Source organism: Bacillus cereus group sp. MS39 (assembly GCF_040448665.1).
GTDB classification, from domain to species: domain Bacteria; phylum Bacillota; class Bacilli; order Bacillales; family Bacillaceae_G; genus Bacillus_A; species Bacillus_A wiedmannii.
Genome location: NZ_CP123058.1, coordinates 2,665,986 through 2,684,568 on the forward strand (window position 1 = coordinate 2,665,986; position 18,583 = coordinate 2,684,568).

The following is an 18,583-nucleotide window of genomic DNA, read 5'->3' on the forward strand; positions in this document are numbered from 1 at the left end:
TTTTAATCAGAATTAAATAACATTATTATCACTTTACAAAATCTCATCTTTTTATTTATATTGTTTTGCGACTATAAGTTCGACAATAGGATAAATAAAGAATGAAGAGCAAAGGGCGATAAAAAGAGGAAGATTCTTTATTTCATCGAGTAATAGGAATGCAAATCCTTCTGATAATATTAAAATAAAAAACATAAGGCATATAAGTGCAAAATAAGAAATTTTAAAGCTTTTATATTTAATTTGTTGTCCCATTTCATCTTTGCTTTCTTCTGATACTCCGTTTGGATCTCCCCACGTAATATGATTGATGAGGTAGCTAATTATTATTGCACTTGCGAAGATTGTTCCACCTAAAATCGCACCTTCAGAGATGTATTTATAGACTCCATGTATAAGTACTCCAAGTAACGATAAAACGATTGTTAGTAAAATGAAATTTTTGCGATTCATATTAGAAATAACACCTCCATAGTTGTAAAAAAATCTTTACATCCATAGTATAAAATTGGAAAAGTTTTATGTCAAATACTTTTTACATAAATGGTGCAAGAACATGATATTTTGTTTTTATGATTAATAAAAAATTACATTACATTTGAATGTAAAAGAATGGGCTCGCATATATTTGGAAGGGATGTCAGATTAATTTAGGGGGTAGTTATGTCTATTCTATTAAAAGCTGGTGCTGATGCAGGAAATAACGGTTTGAAGTTAATGGTGAAAGGGCAAGACCCTATTTTTATTCCGAGTATATATTCTTTATATATAGGAGAGCCTACAGGATTGTTAGATGAGAGTGATGTTTCATTATCCGAATTAGAAAATCACATTGACGTGACCATTAGTTCTCCATCACTAATGTTAAATAACGTGCGGTATATCGTTGGGGAAAAAGTCATTCAAGATCAATTAAAAGGCACTGAGGTTGAGAAGAAATCAAATAAGTCAACTGATGAGTTAATGGTTATTACAATTCTATCTGGTTTAGCAGTAAGTGCTATGCGTCAAAGTCCAACTTCAAGTCATATTAATATTCGTTATGATTTATCTGTTGCTCTTCCTATGCAGCTTATTACACAAGAAATAGCTGCGGAAAATGCGAAACGTTATATGGGGAATCATAAGGTTGTGTTCCATTATCCAAACGGACGTGATGTGACAATTAATATTTCAATCGAATATTGTAAATGCCTACCTGAGGGCGCTTCTGGTACGTGGGGCATTGTATATGATGAAGAAGGAAATGTTGTGAAACATAAAATAGAATGTGAACAAAATCAAGTTTCAGAAATTGATTTTGTTGATAAAACTTTATTGTCTTTTGATATTGGTGCAGGGACGACAGAAGAAGTAGTTTCACTAGGTGTGAACTTTAGACCACAACTAAGTAAGGGCTTATCATACGGTGTGAAAGAAACGTTACTACAAATTATTACAAGATGGAATCGGAAGTATCCAACAAAGACGATTGATAGTATTACAGAGTTTAACCAAATTTATTTAAATGAAAAGCACCCAAGAAATGCGTTACTAGTTGAAGAATCACAACCAGCATTATTAGGTTTAGCAGCGCGTGTCGCAACAGATATTATAAACAAAATTGATGACATGAAGGACGATCCATACGTATTTATTTATGGCGGGGGCGCAGTAATTATTAAAAACAGTTTAAAAATGATTTTAAAACAAAAAGGACGACTAACAAATGTAATCTTTGTAGATAATCCATTATTTACAAATGCACGTGGATTATTAGTCTACACTTGTTCGCCAAAATATAGAGAGCATAAGCAAAAAGAGTTAGGATTTACAAACTTAACGATAAGTTAGTTGGTGGAAGTATGCGATCTAGGCGATATAAACGTGGTGATCGAGTAAAAATCAATATTCATAAATCAGTATCACCTGAAATGATTGCATGGCTGAATAAACAATCAAACCCAACCAATTTCTTTTTCTTTGCAGCGCAGCAACTCTTTAAACAAGTAGGAGATATTGATGTGTCAAAAGCTATACCAAGTAGCCATGTTTTCTCATTATACGTGGAGCCATCATCTTTATTAAAGGTCGAAGTAAATCCCTTTAAAAACGTGCCACTAGAAGCTAATAAATCCACCGAAAATATAAAAAAAAAATCATGGGAATCTGTTGATCAATTAGATTGTCCGTTTTTTTAAACATAGAAAAAATAAGTATTGCCCATCACTATACATACGGATACAGTGATGGGCTTTTTTACATGTAACGAATAGAAGGGGCACAAATTATGGTGTGCCCCTTCTATTCGTTATTTATCTATATTTTAGATGTATGTTTAATAACTTCATGAATGATGTCTTCCCAGTCATCAGGATGATTTTCATGTCCTGCGCCTTCAAGGGTTAGTAGGACTGAGTTAGGAATTTCATCAATAAGTGCGAGACCATGTTCAAAAGGGAGTGCAGTATCGTCTGTTCCGTGAATAACTAATGTAGGTGCTTGTATGGAGTGAAGCACACCTTCATAAGCAACATCACCTTGAAGTAAAGCGTGATTAAACATACTTAATAGATTGTTTGCGCGTTCTATTTCTTGTTTTACTTGATTATAGACTCTTTTTTCATCAAATGTTCGTTTGGATCCACATAATAGGCGAGATCCGGAAACTAAATATTTTGCTACAACATTTTTATTTGTCCAATCTAAATGCGTGCCATTTGCGTGATGTGTTAAAATTCTTTCGTCCATCGGAGGTAAATCGCGCGTGTTATCGTCAGAGCCTATCACACTTGTAGCCAGTAATGTTAACGTTAAAATTCTGTCGGGATGTTTTACAGCAGCAATTTGAGCGATCATTCCACCTAATGACATACCGAATAGATGTGCTTTATCAATATGATAAGCATCGAGTACCCCAATTGCATCTTCAGCCATATCTGTAACTGTATAATTGGAAGTTCCAGGCTCATATGTAACAGAGCATCCCACATCACGGTTATCAAAACGAATAACAAATTTCCCCGTGTTAGCTAACTGTTCACAAAACTCTTCATCCCAATAAACCATTGAACACGTAGCGCCCATAATTAATAAAATAGCTGGGTCTTTAGGGTTCCCAAAGTTTTCTGTACATATATCAATCCCGTTTATTTTAAATATCTTTTCAGTCATAGAGTTCTCCCCATTTCTTTTGAATGTAATTGAAAATACAGTTTTGAGTGATTCTAAGGTGAGTGTACGTTTTTTTACGGAATTCATAACGCTTCTTACGTAATTACCCCCAAAAATAAGTTTATGATAATTCAAGGCAAAAAATTTTGAGAAATATTTGTATGTTATTAAAATAAATAGCAAGGAGGAATGGAAATGAAAGCAATTGTTATAGATCAATATGGTAGTGTTGAAGAATTAACAGAAAGACAAGTTTTAAAACCGGTTGTTAAAGATAACGAGGTATTAATACGCATTCTCGCAACATCTATTAATCCTGTTGATTGGAAAATAAGAAAAGGAGACTTACAACAACAGTTACGATTTTCATTTCCAATTATTTTAGGGTTGGATGTAGCTGGGGTTATTGAAGAAGTTGGGGAAGAGGTAGAGTGCTTCAAAGTAGGAGATAAAGTATTTACGAAACCTGAAAATATAGGGAAGGGCTCTTATGCTGAATTCATTACAGTAAAATCGGATTTAGTATCTTATATGCCTACTAATCTAAGTTTCGAAGAGGCAGCTTCTATTCCTCTTGCAGGACTTACAGCGTGGCAAAGTCTTGTAGATTACGCAAAAATAAAAAAACATGACCGAGTACTCATTCATGCTGGAGCTGGCGGAGTTGGAAGTTTAGCAATCCAAATCGCAAAATCATTTGGAGCTTTTGTTGCCACAACTGCAAGTAGTAAGAATGAAGAGTTTTTAAAGTCTTTAGGAGCGGATCTTGTTATTGATTATAAAAAAGATAAATTTGAAGAACTACTATTTGATTTTGATATTGTGTTAGATACAATAGGTGGCGAAGTACAAGAAAAAAGTTTTCAAATTATAAAACCTGGTGGTGTTTTCGTTTCGATTGTTCATGAGCCAATTCAAAAAGTAAAAGGGATAAAATCAGGTTTTTTATGGCTAAAACCAAATGGAAAGCAACTAGAAGAATTATCAAATTTAATTGTACATGGAAAAATAAAACCAATCATAAGTAAAGTTGTGCCGTTTAATGAAGCAGGGGTTAGAGAAGCTCATATTTTGAGTGAAGGTCAACACGTTAGAGGTAAGATTGTAATGAAAGTGGAATAAAAATGATTAAGTATCCTTCAAGAAGTAAATACCACAAACCAAAAATATTTGTGGTATTTACTTTTTAGCTTGAAGATATTGTGCATATGCTTCTATAGCTTATAGTTTCGTACTGTATCATGTAATTTCTCTAAACCAATCAACATATCTTTTTCATTTAACATAGAATAGCTAAGCCTTAATTGGTTATTATTTGTATCATTATTTAATAGACAAGCTGTTCCTGGTAAAAAAGAGACATCTACTTCATTTGCTTTTTGTAATAAGGTAAAGGGATCTATCGAATCAGGAAGTGTAATCCATAAATTAAAGCCACCATTTGGTATTTCAAATCGTAATTCTTTAAGTGGTGATAACATATCAATCGTTATATCACGTCTAATTTGTAAAGCCGTACGTAATTTTTCTAAATGATTTTTCATACGTTCTGCACGTAAAAAAGGAAGGAGTGCTTTTTGCGTTAATAAAGGACTACCGATATCCATTGAACCTTTTACAGCATATAACCATTCAAAAATAGGCCCATCGGCAATAAGAGATGCGATACGCAATCCTGGTGCTAACGTTTTACTAAATCCTTTTATATATATTACATGACCATTCCTATCAAAATTTTTGATAGGAGAGGAAATAGTAGCACCCTCAAAATATATTTCTCCGAAAGAATCATCTTCAATTATAAAAAACTCATATAGCTCTGCTAGTTCTATAAGTTCCATTCGCCGTTCATTGCTCATTACTGTACCTGTCGGGTTCTGGAAAGTTGGATTCGTATACAATAATACGGGATTTTTACTTTGACAAATATCATCGATTAAGTCGGAGCGAACTCCATGATTATCAAGAGAAACTGGTATAATTTTAGCACCTTTATTGATGAAAATATCAAGCGCAGCACTGTAACAAGGACTTTCCACTAATACAATATCACCAGGTTTTAATAATGTTTGAGCAATTAAATCAATTCCTTGTTGTGCTCCGCTTGTAATTAATAATTGAGATGGGTCTGTCACTAATTGTTGGTGTTCATGTAAATAATTTGCTATTTCAACACGTAGTTCATAATCGCCTTGAACTGGCCCATACGTTGCTAGGATCATCTGGTCTTTATTCAGTATTTTATGCATTTCATCAGCTAAGAATGGATTTGGCAATAAACGAGGATACAAAATCGCTTGTGAAAAATCGTAATATTTTCGGTGCTGATTCATTGCATATTGAGATCGCATAACATTAATCGTTTTCATTTGTTGCCAGTTATACGGAATTGGTTTGAAACCTTTCTTTCCATGTTTATGTATATAAGCACCTTTCCCTTGCTCAATGCGAATATATTCTTTCTTTTCTAACTGCTTATATGCTTTACGAACAGTTAATAGGCTAATCTGCAAATCTTCGGCCATAGAGCGTAAAGATGGAAGTGCGTCACCGTGTGATAGCATGCCACTTTGTACTCTTTCAACAATTTGCATATATATTTGCTGATAATACGGTATGTTGGATTCTTTACAAAGGACAATCTTCATGGTTTCACCTTTTTCGTTTTTATTTCATTAAAGCGAAAAATATAAAGAGAATCAACTAAAATTTTAAGTAACTGTTATATACATAGATACACTGTTATACACCATACCTTCTATACTCATGGTAAGAGTAAAAAGGAGGAAGAAAAATGGTTATTTTCAATTATATTTTAGTATGTATTATTTTCGGAACAACATTTTTAACGATAAAAATTGGGATTGAGGCAGGAGCGCCCCCGTTATTTTCAGCAGGCATTCGTTTCTTTTTAGCAGGCGTCATTCTGATGATTATATTTAAGTTAAAGCGAAAGGAAATTATGCCACATGTATTTTCAAAACGTATTATATATGCTGGTTTTTGCTTAACGTTTATGACATTTGCTACATTGTACTGGGCGGAACAATATATTTCTTCAGGGTTAGCTGCTGTACTTTCTGCTACGGGGCCGATGATGATTTTATTATTACAAGCAAAGAGAAATAAGGCGAAATTACAAAAAGAGCAACTCGTAGCATTAATTATTGCACTAATAGGTGTTGTTTTTGTTTCTTTACCGGGAATGCACCAAGAAATCAGCTTCATATGGAGTATCGCTTGTTTTGTTTTAATAATAGGAGAGTTATTTTACGGAATAGGCTCTATTCGCTCAAAAGAAATACTTTCGGATTTACAAAGTGTATCACCATTTCTCATTAATGGTATTCAAATGTTTTACGGAGGGGTTTTATTACTAATCGCATCCGTCATAGTAGAACAACCGAATGTATCTGTATTAGCTTCATGGAGTGTACAGTGGCCTATTTTATATCTTATCTTTATCGGATCAATTGGTGGGCACGGATTATATTATTGGCTCTTATCAAAAACAAATCCTGTATTCCCGTCAACGTGGTTATATGTATCACCGTTAATTGCTATTATTGTAGGATATATCATATTAGGAGAACCTTTAAACCCTACAATGGGAATAGGTGCTTGTTTTATTTTGGTTGGTGTATTTTTAGTTAATCGCTCCACACTCCGGAGCTATTTCAAACAAGGGAAATTATTTGAGAAGGAAATGTAGTTGTATAAAGAAGCAGCCCTGTTATATATAGGGCTGCTTGAATTTTATTAACGATACGGATTGACTTTATTTATTGGAAAGGCGTAATATTATTAAGCTATATGAAAGAGAACTGTAAAAAGAGGGGAGTTATTATGAAAATGAATTGGACTGAAGTAAAGGAAAAAATTCGACCGCAAATTTCAAAACCATCATATGAAACTTGGTTTTCTAATACTACTGTTTTATTAGAGGATGATATATTAACGATTTATTGTCCGAATGAATTTGCACGTGACTGGTTAGAATCTCATTACAAAGAATTAGTATTTCATACATTAAGAGAAATGTTTAATACGACGTTTGAAATTCAGTTTGATTTATGTAATGGCGAACCAAATAAATTGAAAGATGTTCAAAAAGAAAGGCTTAATAGCTGGGATGAAGTAAAGAAAGCATTAAGGCCAAAAGTAGCTGAGAAAACATTTATGACATGGATTAGAAATACAAATGCTATTATAGATGAGAATAAGTTAATAATCTTTTGTAAAGATGCTTTTCATCGTGATTTGCTTGAAGGTGAGTATAAAAATATAATTTCAAATACCGTACAGAAAATTACTAATGAAGAATATCAAATTTGGTTTGAAATAGGATCAAACGCCGCTTCAATATCACAAACTCATCATATGCAAAATAAGCAACTCACTTCCGGACAAGAGGAATCAAAAATAATTTGGAATCAAATAAAAGATAAAATACAAGTAACAATTTCAAGACCTTCATATGAAACATGGATCAAAGAAACGACAGCCAGTATACATGAAAATTCATTGACTATTTATTTTAAAAACGAATTTCAACAAGAGTGGGTTGAAAAGTCTTATAAAGATTTAATTTCGCATATAGCAAAAGAGTTAACTGGAAATACATATGAGCTTCAATTTGAATTAAAATCAAATACTATTGCAACCGATAATGGTGAAAAATCAAAATCATCTACTGAAAATACTATTTTCGAATTATGGGAGCAGTTCAAATCGTCCAATGATGATTTAAAATATAATAAAGTAGAAGATAGCGATAAACGCATTCAAGCTTTAGAAGAAAAAATAGTGAAGTTGGAAAATGTAATAGATACATTAGTGGGAAAATTAGAGGTGGTAGAATTAAAAACACAGTTGGAAAAATAACCAACTGTGTTTTTTACTTAATTCGCTTTATTTATAAATCCTTTATAATGACGTTTCACAAGCTGACTTTCTAAAGTCTTCATTGTTTCAAGTGCTACACCGACGATGATAAGTAAGCTTGTACCACCGATTTGTGCAGAAGGTGGTAATGTAGCAATTTTCGTGAATACGAGCGGTAAAATTGAAATTGCGCCTAAGAAAATTGCACCGATAAATGTTAAACGGTATAAAATTTTAGTTACATATTGTTCTGTTGATTTACCAGGACGAATACCAGGTACATATCCATTTTGCTTTTTCAAATTCTCAGCCATTTGTTCAGGATTTACTTGAATGAATGCATAGAAGTATGTGAAAGCAACGATAAGACCGACATAAAGTGTCATTCCAATTGGATGTGCAAAATCAAGATTTGCAACCAACCATTTTGATACGCTTGAATCAGGGAAGAGCTGCGCAATTGTACGCGGCGTCATTAAAAATGCGGAAGCAAAGATTACTGGAATTACACCAGCACTATTTACTTTAAGAGGTAAATGAGTGTTTTTTGCTCCTTGATATTGATTGTTTCCTGAAACAGCTTTTGCATATTGAATTGGTATTTTACGCACAGCTTGTTGAATGTAAATAACGCCAACAACTATCGCTAAAATTACGAGACCAATTAAAACCATCTTTATGATGTGCATGAATAATTGATCGCCTGCATTTTGAAATTGTTGTAAATAAATTTGGTTCGCAACATTTGGAATCGCTGCAACAAGTCCTGCGAAGATAATCATCGAAATACCATTACCTACTCCGTTAGCGGTAATTTGTTCGCCTAACCAAAGTAAAAATGCAGTACCTGCAGTTAAAACTGTCGCAATAAATAAGTATGTAGTCCAGCTTTGATCTGTTATTAATTGCCCACCTGCTATATTATTAAAACCATAAGACATCCCAATGGATTGTATGAATGCGAGAATGATTGTAAAGTATCGAGTAAATTGAGCTGACTTCTTACGGCCCATTTCACCTTGCTTTGCCCATTCCGAAAATTTAGGTATAACGTCCATTTGTAGTAATTGTACTATGATGGAAGCTGTAATATATGGTGTAATACCTACAGCGAAGATCGAGAAGTGTTGCAATGCTCCTCCACCAAATACGTTTAGCATACCTAAAACGTTGGCTTGATCTTGTACCTTTAATACCTCTGCGTTAGTATGAGGAACTGGAATAAACGTGCCAATTCGAAAAACGATTAACATCGCCAATGTAAAAAGGATTTTCCTTCTTATCTCAGCTACTCTCATGAAATTTGAAATCGTACGAAACATTTTGTCGCCTCCTATATTTTTATCAGTTCAAAACTGATGATTATATCCCGATGAAGTAACCACAAACCTCCTTCCGCATTAAATTCATTTGACAAATGGAATTTTATACATTTTGTAGTTTTCATGGATATAAAAATATAAGGTGTTTTTTAGCGACCTATAAGCTTTTCGTAATCATTCAATACACATAATATATCGAATAAATTAACAAATGTACATACATACGCATGAAAAATGAATGAATAGGGGCATTTTTTACATTTATTTAATGCTAGATTGATAATTAGGAACGTTTTATGTAGTTGTATTGAAAGGATTCGGTGGAAAGTATTAGGGTGTAGCTGTAGCACATGATAACCTCAAGGAAATCTTCAAGGATGTTGAGAAAACTCATATATTTAGTCGTGAATTAGCGAAACTATTAAAGCAAGAAAAGATTTGATTGAAATAGTAGTGAAGGAAAATCTTTTTTCTATAGAGAATATTTCTAACGCAGGAATCTAAGTATATAGGTTCTAATGAAAGGAGAATTCACATGAATATATTTGTAAATGACAAGTTTTATGAAACGAGAAATCAATTATTTGAGGAAATTACTTTGTTAAGTGATGCTCAATTTAATAAAAAACCAGATAAGGATAAATGGAGTATAGCACAAGTTTGTCATCACTTAGTTTTATTAGATGAGAGAGTTATAACGGTTATTTCGTCAGGATTAAAAAAGATGGATAGTTTCCAAAATGAGCGTAAAGAAATTCACACTATTGTATTAGATAGATCGATAAAATTTATAGCACCAGAAATGATTGAACCAAGTATAGAACCATTTGAAGTGCTGCAAATGGTTGATTTGTTAAACGACTCTAGAAAAGAATTGATGCGTTTTCTGAGTACAATAGAAGATGAATCTAAATTAGCAAAAAAATCAGTGATCCATCCAGCTCTTGGAGAATTACTTCTTGATCAGTGGATAGAGTTAATCTATTTGCATGAACAGCGTCATATAGAACAAATCAAAGAGATACAGTTGCTTTGTGAAGTTGAAAAGTAAAAATTATTATCTATTTATTGAGCGATTTAGGATAGCATCAAGGGTTCGAGTGATAAAATACAAATCCTGATTAAAATTATGATGAATTTAGTTGAAAGCAACCAATGAGCAGAAGAAAATAAGAAACTAGCAGATCTTACTCTTGAAAAGGAAACGAACATTCGAAAAAAACTGAATCCGAATTACTGTATAAGTGTAACCTCGTCTTAAATGAAGGCGGGGTTATTATTTTTGGAAGTGATCTCAGCATTTTCATTTAGAAGGAAATAAATTAGCAATGAAATCCGAAAATGTAATCAGCATTACACACTATATCTTTAAGTTATAATGATTTTCGGAAATGAGTTATATGTCCATAATTTTGAAAGTACATATACATCTACCATTGGTTTAGCGCTCTTCACACGTTGGAGGAAGAAGTAAATACTATTCTGCTAGGGGGTATATGCATTTTATTCTCTATATTTTCACAACAGAACCACCTCCAAAATTATCTTTTGCAGTTGAATTTTTCCGAATAATAAGTTACATTTTTAAAGTTCAAGCAACTTTATAGCAGTACAAAAAGGGGAGAAATATTGTTATTATGCAAAAAATGAAATGGAAGAACTATGTATGCTATTTTATTATTCTTATGCTTCTTGTAACAGCAGTAACAGCCAAACCAGCTATTTCTAAGGCTGAGGAATCTGATGTTAATATTACATTGTTAGGTACGGCAGATATTCATGGTAGATTTATGCCTTGGGATTATGCACTTGATGGAGCAAATACGAGTGGAAGTTTAACGCAGCTTTATACGGTTATAAAGAAGGTGCGTCAGGAAAATCCCAATACTATATTAGTAGATGCTGGGGATACAATTCAAGGAAACTCGGTAGAGTTATTCAATGATCAGCCACAATCGCCAATGATGGTAGCGATGAATACAATGGGATATGATGCTTGGGCATTTGGAAATCATGAATTTAACTTTGGATTAGATACATTGAAAAAAGTTAGTGAGCAATATAAAGGCAAGACGTTAGCAGGAAATATTTATAAGGAAAATGGAGAGCGTTTTCTTCCTGCATATACAATTGTTGAAAAAGGTGGAATTAAAGTCGGAATTATTGGTATGAATACACCAATGATTAGTGATTTCGAAAAAGGGACAGATCATTTGGATGGATTGGTAGTGAAAAATCCAGTAGAAGAGACAAAAAAGGCAATTAAAGAATTAGAGGGTAAAGTAGATGTAATGGTAGGGGTTATGCATATGGGACTAGAAAATGAGAATGGAATCCCTGGTACTGGTGTTCAAGATATTGCGAATGCTTGTCCGGAACTAAGTGCTATTTTTGCAGCTCATATGCATAAACTTGTTAAAAAAGAAGTTGTAAATGGCGTTATTATTACAGAACCAGATAAATATGGAACACATATCTCGCGTATTGACCTTACTTTTACAAAGCAAGATGGAAAGCTGGTTTTAAAAGATAAAACTGCTACAGCTATACCTGTAAAAAATACTGATGGAACAACAGTAGTATCTGATCCTACACTTGAAGACACACTGACACCTTTTCACGAGTATGCGAGGGGAGATGCAAATGTTGTAGTCGCTCAATTAAAGGGTAGAAACCTTGTTCCTGAAAATGAAATAAAGGGTATTCCAAGTGTGCAGATTCAAGAGACACCTTTATCAGATTTCTTTCATGAAGTTATGCTCTACTACAGCAAAGCAGATGTAGTAGCCCATCAAATTGATAATGACTATGCCCGTTTGGATGTAGGTCCTATTAAGAAAAAAGATATTGCATATAATTATCAATATGCTTTGGGTGAAATTACGGTATATAAGGTAACTGGGAAAGACTTAAAAGACTATATGGAATGGGCGGCAGGGTATTTTAACTCATCTCGTGCCGGAGATGTAACAGTTAGCTTTGATAAAACCCGTCGTGCTTCTAAATACAGTACGAATGATTTCTTTGGAGGCGTAAAATACGAAATTGACTTAACAAAACCATATGGAAGTAGAATTACAAATTTACGTTCTATTCGTACAAATAAACCAATCAAAACGAACGATGTTATGAAGCTGGGAATGAATGCGTATAGAATGGAGGCTCTTCAGGCAAAAGGTGGAGCTTTAGAGGGACGGAAATTTGAACAAATTTGGTCATCTAAACAAGAGAATGCATTCGGAGAAACTGGTGGAACCATTCGTAACCTTGCTATTACATATTTAAAAGAGGTAAAGAATGGTGTATACACACCAAAAGTTATGCATAATTGGAAAATTACTGGCGTGAATACACATTCTTCAGAGCATAGGGCTGTAGTGGATCTTGTAAATAAAGGGATTTTAGAAATTCCAAAAACTGAAGATGGAAAATATACAAATATAGCATCTATAAATACTAAAGATTCAATTACAAAAGAAGAGATTGTAGCACTCTCACACAAAGCTAATATTAATCCAAATCAGTTTAATCATGTAAAAAGAAAAGGTGAATTTTACAAAAAACTTAGTAGGATAATTAAATAAATATAAAATAGATGGCTCTCGTGCAAAAAACTATTAAACTTGGACATACCATTATCCTAAAAAGTTTGTGATCGGTATGGAAATATAAAGACTCAACGATAAAAAAACCCCTGGATCATTAAACAAATCCGGGGGATTTTTTATTTAAATAATTATGGTTTTATTTCTTACTATGCATATTTATAATATCCTTAAAAGAACATACCTTACAACATTATATTAAAAAACTAAATTGCAGATGCGCTGCCTCATTAAAGTATTTGTCTACTATATACATCTTAAAACAAAACATGAGATTTCTTTTTCTTGTTTATCAAGGTCATTAGTATTCATTTGGTCCATCTTTATTCTAAATCAACTTCATTTCCGAAATATAAGTTTAAATAAGTAATATAAATTATAAGATGTTCTATAATAATTGTTATTTTAATAGCATTAAACCTACTCTTAAAATAGTAAAGAGTGGGTTTTTATGTTGTTATTTAGATGTAAGGGTACTTTGATTAGAATGAATATAGATAATTAACAACTAACCAATTGGAGGAGCACCTAAAAGGGCTCTTTTTTATTGAAATTAATATACATATATGTGTCGTTCTTTCTTTATACCATCGACCACATATATGTAATTTTGCATAATGTTACATAAATTGTGTATTTTCTCTTTTTTTCGATAGAAACAGGAAGTATACTTTGTACAAGCTTTCTATTTCAAAAATTATACGAGGTGAACAAAATGAAAAACAAAAAGACATTAACTAAGGTAGCATTAACAACAGGCTTAGCTTTAACAGCTGTAGCACCATACGGGGTAGGTCATGCAGAGGAAACAGACCAACTACAAATTCAAATTCAAGAGGAATCGTTCCGTTCGGGTGAACTTACACAACCGTCACAAAAGGCACCAGAGAATGTAGTAAAAGATGCTCTTAAGGAGAAAACAGAACAAGCTCTTTCTCCAAAGCAAGTCAATGGAGAAACAGGAGTAGATTATAAAGTTCTTCAAAAACGTGGTTCATATGATGGGACTACACTTGTACGTATACAGCAAACATACGAAGGAAAAGAAGTATATGGTCATCAATTAACTGCACACGTAGATAATAACGGTGTTATTAAAAGTGTTTCAGGTGATAGCGCGCAAAATTTAAAACAAGAAGAATTGAAAAAACCTATCAATCTATCAAAAGATGAGGCGAAACAATATATTTATACGAAGTACGGGAACGATATCAATTTTATTTCTGAGCCAGAAGTTAAGGAAGTTATTTTTGTTGATGAAAATAATGGACAAGCAAGTAATGCATACCAGGTTACATTTGAAGCTGCAACACCAAACTATGTTTCCGGAACATATTTAGTAAATGCACAAAATGGTGATATGTTAAAAAATATGGTACAAGAATCTAACTTAAAAGCAAGTGAAAAACTAGTTGGAGCATTAAAGAAAAGTAAAAAAAGCAATCTTACATCATTAACTGGAACAGGAAAAGATGATTTAGGTATATCACGTACATTTGGTATCTCTAAACAAAGTAATGGCAAATATGCTCTTGCTGATTATACAAGAGGGCAAGGAATTGAAACATATGATGTGAATTATAGAGATATTACTAAAGAAGAAAGCTATTATCCTGGTACATTAGCAACTAGTACTTCGACAACATTTAACGATCCAAAAGCAGTAAGTGCTCATTACTTAGCAACAAAAGTATTTGATTTTTATAAAGATAAATACAAGCGTAATAGCTTTGATAATAAGGGACAAAAGGTAGTTTCAGTTGTACATGCTTGGGATTCTGGAGATACGAATGATCCGAAAAATTGGCAGAATGCATTAAGTGCTAATAATGGAAGTATGCTTGTATATGGAGATCCTATCGTCAAAGCATATGACGTAGCTGGACATGAATTTACACATGCTGTTACTTCTAGCGAATCTAATCTTGAATATTACGGTGAATCAGGTGCAATTAATGAAGCGCTATCTGATATTATGGGGACATCTATTGAGAAATACGTAAATAATGGTAGCTTTAACTGGACGATGGGAGAACAAACTGGTTCTGTTTTCCGTGATATGGAAAACCCGGCTTCTGTTCCATCTTCACTTGGAGTACCATATCCAGATGATTACAGTGAATTTAACGATTTTAATGGATGGGATCAAGGTGGCGTTCATTTTAATTCAAGTATTATTAATAAAGCTGCGTATCTCATTGCAAAAGGCGGAACTCATAACGGTGTAACTGTCAAAGGGATTGGTGAAGATAAAATGTTTGATATCTTCTATTATGCAAATACAGATGAGTTAAACATGACTTCTAATTTCAAAGAATTGAGATCAGCATGTATTCGAGTGGCAACTAATAAATATGGTGCGAATGCAGCTGAAGTTCAAGCAGTACAAAAGGCATTTGATGCAGCAAAAATTAAGTAAGTTAGAAATATAGTTATCATTCATATATTAATACATTATGAAAAGCAGTTGATGCCCTTTTAAGGATATTAGCTGTTTTTTTTACGTAACTATGCATTAGTGAAAATAAACTTACTAAGCAATAAATAGGCTGTCTCTCTTCAATAAGTTGCTACAAATATATAAGGTTTAAAGTGTATAAAAACAGAAAATTAATAATATATTGACCTCTTTATAGAAAGTACTATAGAATGAAAGCGATAACAAACGGTTGCTTTAAAATGATTTCCCTGATCTTTTAGTATTTATAAATATATGAAGACATAAATAAATCTATTTTTTTAAACATTAATGCAAACGTTTTCGTATTAAAAAGATCATTGAAATACATATGTGAAAATAGCCAATATGGGGGTGAGGTAAACTAGATTTTTAGATTGATTTAAGCAGTGGAATTTAGTACGAGCATAATAAATCGTGCGTACTATTTAAAGAAAGGGTGTATGTGGTGCAAATGATAAAAAGATTAATTAGCAAATCAGTTTTATTACTTACTATAATCGTTATGTTATCATCTGTTTTCTCTTTTCAAAGTGTAAAGGCAGTTTCAAATTCGAAAACAACTGAAGTTATCATTCATTACAAAGAGCAATCTGGAAATACAAAAGACTGGAACCTTTGGATATGGGGTGAAAATACAAATGGTAAATCATATGAATTTACTGGTGAAGATGAATTTGGAAAGTACGCTAAGATTAATATAGATGGTAACTATAATCGCGTAGGATTTATCATTCGTACAAATGAGTGGGAAAAAGATGGTGGCGATCGTTGGATTGAAAATATAAAGGACGGTCGTGCTGAAGTATGGATTCTTTCTGGTGATGAAAAAGTATATAACTCTAAGCCTTCTTCGGATCTATCAATTCAAAAAGCAACTATTGATAGTTTCAATGAAATTACTGTAACCACTAATATCCCGTTTCATATTAAGGAACGGAAAATTGAAATTGAAGGCATTAAAATTAAGAATATTAGTCCTTATGATATAAACAGTGGAAATATTACTAATAAAGTTAAAATAATTACAGAGCAGAAAATTGATTTAAAACAGACATACAAAGTTAAAATTGAAAACTTAGCTTATACGAATACTGAAATCGGTAAAGTCATTCGTAGTGAGGAGTTTGATCATTCATTTTATTATGGCAGTAACGATTTAGGTAATATATATACACCACAACATACAAAGTTCCGTGTATGGGCTCCTACTGCGAGTGAAGTGAAGTTAGTTACATATAAAAAATGGAACGATAAAATAGGTACTGAAATAAACATGCAACAAGGTGAAAAGGGCACTTGGAAAGCAGAACTTAAAGGGAACCAAAAAGGTCTCTTTTATACGTATAAGGTGAAAATTGGTGATAAGTGGACTGAAGCAGTTGATCCGTATGCACGTGCTGCTTCTGTAAATGGAGATAAAGGTGCGGTTGTTGATTTAGAAGAAACAAATCCGAAAAAATGGAACGCTAACAAAAAGCCGAAATTTAAAAATCCGGAAGATGCTATTATTTATGAATTGCATGTACGTGATCTTTCTATCCAGCCCGAAAGTGGCATTAAACATAAAGGAAAATATTTAGGTGTAACAGAAAAAGGAACAAGAGGGCCTGGAGGTGTGAAAACAGGACTTGATCATATGAAAGATCTTGGTGTTACACACGTTCAGCTTTTACCGATATTTGATTATGCTTCAGTAAATGAAGAGAAATTAAACGAACCACAATATAACTGGGGATATGACCCGAAAAATTTCAACGTTCCAGAGGGATCCTATTCTACAAATCCATATGAGCCAACTGTTCGAATAACTGAATTAAAGCAAATGATTCAAACACTGCATGATAATAATCTTCGTGTTGTTATGGATGTAGTCTATAACCATATGTATAATGCTGCTGAATCTAATTTTCATAAGTTAGTTCCAGGTTATTATTATCGTTACAATGAAGACGGAACATTTGCAAATGGCACCGGAGTAGGAAATGATACTGCTTCAGAACGAAAAATGATGAGGAAATTTATGATCGATTCTGTAGCATACTGGGCAAAAGAATACAATTTAGACGGATTCCGTTTTGATTTAATGGGTATTCATGATTATGAAACGATGAATGAAATACGTAAAGCTGTTAATCAAATTGACCCCTCTATTATACTGCATGGAGAAGGTTGGGATTTAAATACACCTCTTGCAGCAGAGTTGAAAGCAAATCAAAAGAATGCAGAAAAAATGAAAGGGATTGCCCATTTTAATGATAATATACGTGATGGATTGAAAGGTAGTGTATTTGAGGAGAAAGAAAATGGGTTTGTAAATGGAAGGGAAAACATGGAAGACCGTATTAAAAAAGGTATTACGGCAGGAATTGACTACGATACAAATTCGTCTACTTATCAAGATCCGGAGCAGGTACTAACTTATGTGGAAGCACATGATAATCATACTTTATGGGATAAACTTGAGTTGACTAATCCAGGTGACAGTGAAGAAGTACGAAAACAAATGCACAAATTGTCTTCTTCGATTTTATTAACATCACAAGGCATTCCATTTTTACATGCAGGACAAGAGTTTATGCGCACGAAATATGGTGATCATAATAGTTACAAATCTCCTGATTCAATTAACCAGATAGACTGGTTGCGCCGTGCAGCATTTAATAATGAAGTAGATTATATGAAGGGCTTAATAGAATTACGCAAAAAGTACTCAGCTTTTCGAATGACATCTGCAGAACAAATTAAAAAACAGGTATCTTTTATTGATGCTCCCAAAAATGTTGTGACTTATTCAATAGACGGAAAGGGCAATGGGAATAAAAACGAAAACTTTATGGTGGCTCACAATGCGAATAGAGAAGCTGTTGACATAACGCTTCCATCGAAAGGTCCTTGGAAAGTACTAGTAGACGGTAAACAGGCAGGTAGTAAAACACTTTACGTTGTCCATGACAATAAAATTAAAGTTCCTGCATTAAGTTCATTTGTTTTAAAAACAGAGAAACAGATCAAATAAATGCCACAAGCAGAGTGAAGGTTGTTTTCACTTAGCTTTTAAAGTTAAAATGGTATAATTTCACATACTGTAATTATATTACAATTTAATAAACAAAAAGAGAAGAACTCACCAAGGTTCTTCTCTTTTTTATGTGTAATAA

13 protein-coding genes are annotated in these 18,583 nt (G+C 33.0%); 9 read left to right on the forward strand and 4 right to left on the reverse strand.

Annotated elements, in window-relative coordinates:
- Window positions 1–51: 51 nt before the first annotated feature.
- Complete coding sequence (locus QEP67_RS14175) at window positions 52–453, reverse strand: hypothetical protein (protein WP_001080451.1); 402 nt, start codon at window positions 451–453, stop codon at window positions 52–54.
- Between the two features lie 210 nt (window positions 454–663).
- Here QEP67_RS14175 and QEP67_RS14180 point away from each other — a divergent pair, with 210 nt between their 5' ends.
- Complete coding sequence (locus QEP67_RS14180) at window positions 664–1,833, forward strand: ParM/StbA family protein (RefSeq protein ID WP_000025617.1); 1,170 nt, start codon at window positions 664–666, stop codon at window positions 1,831–1,833.
- An 11-nt stretch (window positions 1,834–1,844) separates the two neighbouring features.
- Window positions 1,845–2,180, forward strand: coding sequence for a hypothetical protein (locus QEP67_RS14185; RefSeq protein ID WP_001257748.1), 336 nt, complete (start codon window positions 1,845–1,847; stop codon window positions 2,178–2,180).
- Between the two features lie 118 nt (window positions 2,181–2,298).
- Here QEP67_RS14185 and QEP67_RS14190 read toward each other — a convergent pair whose 3' ends face one another.
- Entirely contained in the window at window positions 2,299–3,153 is an 855-nt protein-coding gene (locus QEP67_RS14190) for an alpha/beta hydrolase (RefSeq protein ID WP_353706618.1), read from the reverse strand.
- A gap of 195 nt (window positions 3,154–3,348) precedes the next feature.
- Here QEP67_RS14190 and QEP67_RS14195 point away from each other — a divergent pair, with 195 nt between their 5' ends.
- Window positions 3,349–4,275 (forward strand): NADP-dependent oxidoreductase, encoded by a 927-nt coding sequence (locus tag QEP67_RS14195; protein ID WP_000644575.1) that lies wholly within the window; start codon window positions 3,349–3,351, stop codon window positions 4,273–4,275.
- 92 nt (window positions 4,276–4,367) lie between these two features.
- Here the strand turns inward: QEP67_RS14195 and QEP67_RS14200 are convergent, their stop codons facing one another.
- Window positions 4,368–5,801, reverse strand: coding sequence for a PLP-dependent aminotransferase family protein (locus QEP67_RS14200; RefSeq protein WP_353706619.1), 1,434 nt, complete (start codon window positions 5,799–5,801; stop codon window positions 4,368–4,370).
- 146 nt (window positions 5,802–5,947) lie between these two features.
- Between QEP67_RS14200 and QEP67_RS14205 the strand changes: the two genes are divergently transcribed.
- Complete coding sequence (locus QEP67_RS14205) at window positions 5,948–6,865, forward strand: EamA family transporter (protein ID WP_048566284.1); 918 nt, start codon at window positions 5,948–5,950, stop codon at window positions 6,863–6,865.
- Window positions 6,866–6,999: 134 nt separating this feature from the next.
- Complete coding sequence (locus QEP67_RS14210; RefSeq protein ID WP_048566285.1) at window positions 7,000–8,037, forward strand: DnaA N-terminal domain-containing protein; 1,038 nt, start codon at window positions 7,000–7,002, stop codon at window positions 8,035–8,037.
- Between the two features lie 17 nt (window positions 8,038–8,054).
- Here the strand turns inward: QEP67_RS14210 and secY are convergent, their stop codons facing one another.
- Window positions 8,055–9,359 carry a preprotein translocase subunit SecY gene (gene secY, locus QEP67_RS14215; protein ID WP_000490148.1) on the reverse strand — a complete coding sequence of 435 codons (1,305 nt, stop codon included), beginning with the start codon at window positions 9,357–9,359 and terminating at the stop codon, window positions 8,055–8,057.
- Window positions 9,360–9,894: 535 nt separating this feature from the next.
- Between secY and QEP67_RS14220 the strand changes: the two genes are divergently transcribed.
- The 4 genes from QEP67_RS14220 (at window position 9,895) to pulA (ending at window position 18,441) form a co-directional block, all read left to right on the forward strand.
- Window positions 9,895–10,410 (forward strand): DinB family protein, encoded by a 516-nt coding sequence (locus tag QEP67_RS14220; RefSeq protein ID WP_001020420.1) that lies wholly within the window; start codon window positions 9,895–9,897, stop codon window positions 10,408–10,410.
- Between the two features lie 586 nt (window positions 10,411–10,996).
- Window positions 10,997–12,943 (forward strand): 5'-nucleotidase C-terminal domain-containing protein, encoded by a 1,947-nt coding sequence (locus QEP67_RS14225; RefSeq protein ID WP_048566287.1) that lies wholly within the window; start codon window positions 10,997–10,999, stop codon window positions 12,941–12,943.
- Between the two features lie 736 nt (window positions 12,944–13,679).
- Complete coding sequence (locus QEP67_RS14230) at window positions 13,680–15,383, forward strand: M4 family metallopeptidase (protein ID WP_074650446.1); 1,704 nt, start codon at window positions 13,680–13,682, stop codon at window positions 15,381–15,383.
- 487 nt (window positions 15,384–15,870) lie between these two features.
- Window positions 15,871–18,441 carry a type I pullulanase gene (gene pulA / locus QEP67_RS14235; protein ID WP_353706620.1) on the forward strand — a complete coding sequence of 857 codons (2,571 nt, stop codon included), beginning with the start codon at window positions 15,871–15,873 and terminating at the stop codon, window positions 18,439–18,441.
- Window positions 18,442–18,583 lie beyond the last annotated feature (142 nt).

Bases quoted from the DNA above. Each gene is read 5' to 3' on its own strand.
- QEP67_RS14195 (WP_000644575.1), top strand. From the start codon at position 3,349: ATGAAAGCAATTGTTATAGATCAATATGGTAGTGTTGAAGAATTAACA.
- QEP67_RS14180 (WP_000025617.1), top strand. From the start codon at position 664: ATGTCTATTCTATTAAAAGCTGGTGCTGATGCAGGAAATAACGGTTTG.
- QEP67_RS14185 (WP_001257748.1), top strand. From the start codon at position 1,845: ATGCGATCTAGGCGATATAAACGTGGTGATCGAGTAAAAATCAATATT.
- secY (WP_000490148.1), bottom strand. From the start codon at position 9,359: ATGTTTCGTACGATTTCAAATTTCATGAGAGTAGCTGAGATAAGAAGG.
- QEP67_RS14210 (WP_048566285.1), top strand. From the start codon at position 7,000: ATGAAAATGAATTGGACTGAAGTAAAGGAAAAAATTCGACCGCAAATT.
- QEP67_RS14225 (WP_048566287.1), top strand. From the start codon at position 10,997: ATGCAAAAAATGAAATGGAAGAACTATGTATGCTATTTTATTATTCTT.
- QEP67_RS14200 (WP_353706619.1), bottom strand. From the start codon at position 5,801: ATGAAGATTGTCCTTTGTAAAGAATCCAACATACCGTATTATCAGCAA.
- QEP67_RS14230 (WP_074650446.1), top strand. From the start codon at position 13,680: ATGAAAAACAAAAAGACATTAACTAAGGTAGCATTAACAACAGGCTTA.
- QEP67_RS14220 (WP_001020420.1), top strand. From the start codon at position 9,895: ATGAATATATTTGTAAATGACAAGTTTTATGAAACGAGAAATCAATTA.
- QEP67_RS14190 (WP_353706618.1), bottom strand. From the start codon at position 3,153: ATGACTGAAAAGATATTTAAAATAAACGGGATTGATATATGTACAGAA.
- QEP67_RS14175 (WP_001080451.1), bottom strand. From the start codon at position 453: ATGAATCGCAAAAATTTCATTTTACTAACAATCGTTTTATCGTTACTT.
- QEP67_RS14205 (WP_048566284.1), top strand. From the start codon at position 5,948: ATGGTTATTTTCAATTATATTTTAGTATGTATTATTTTCGGAACAACA.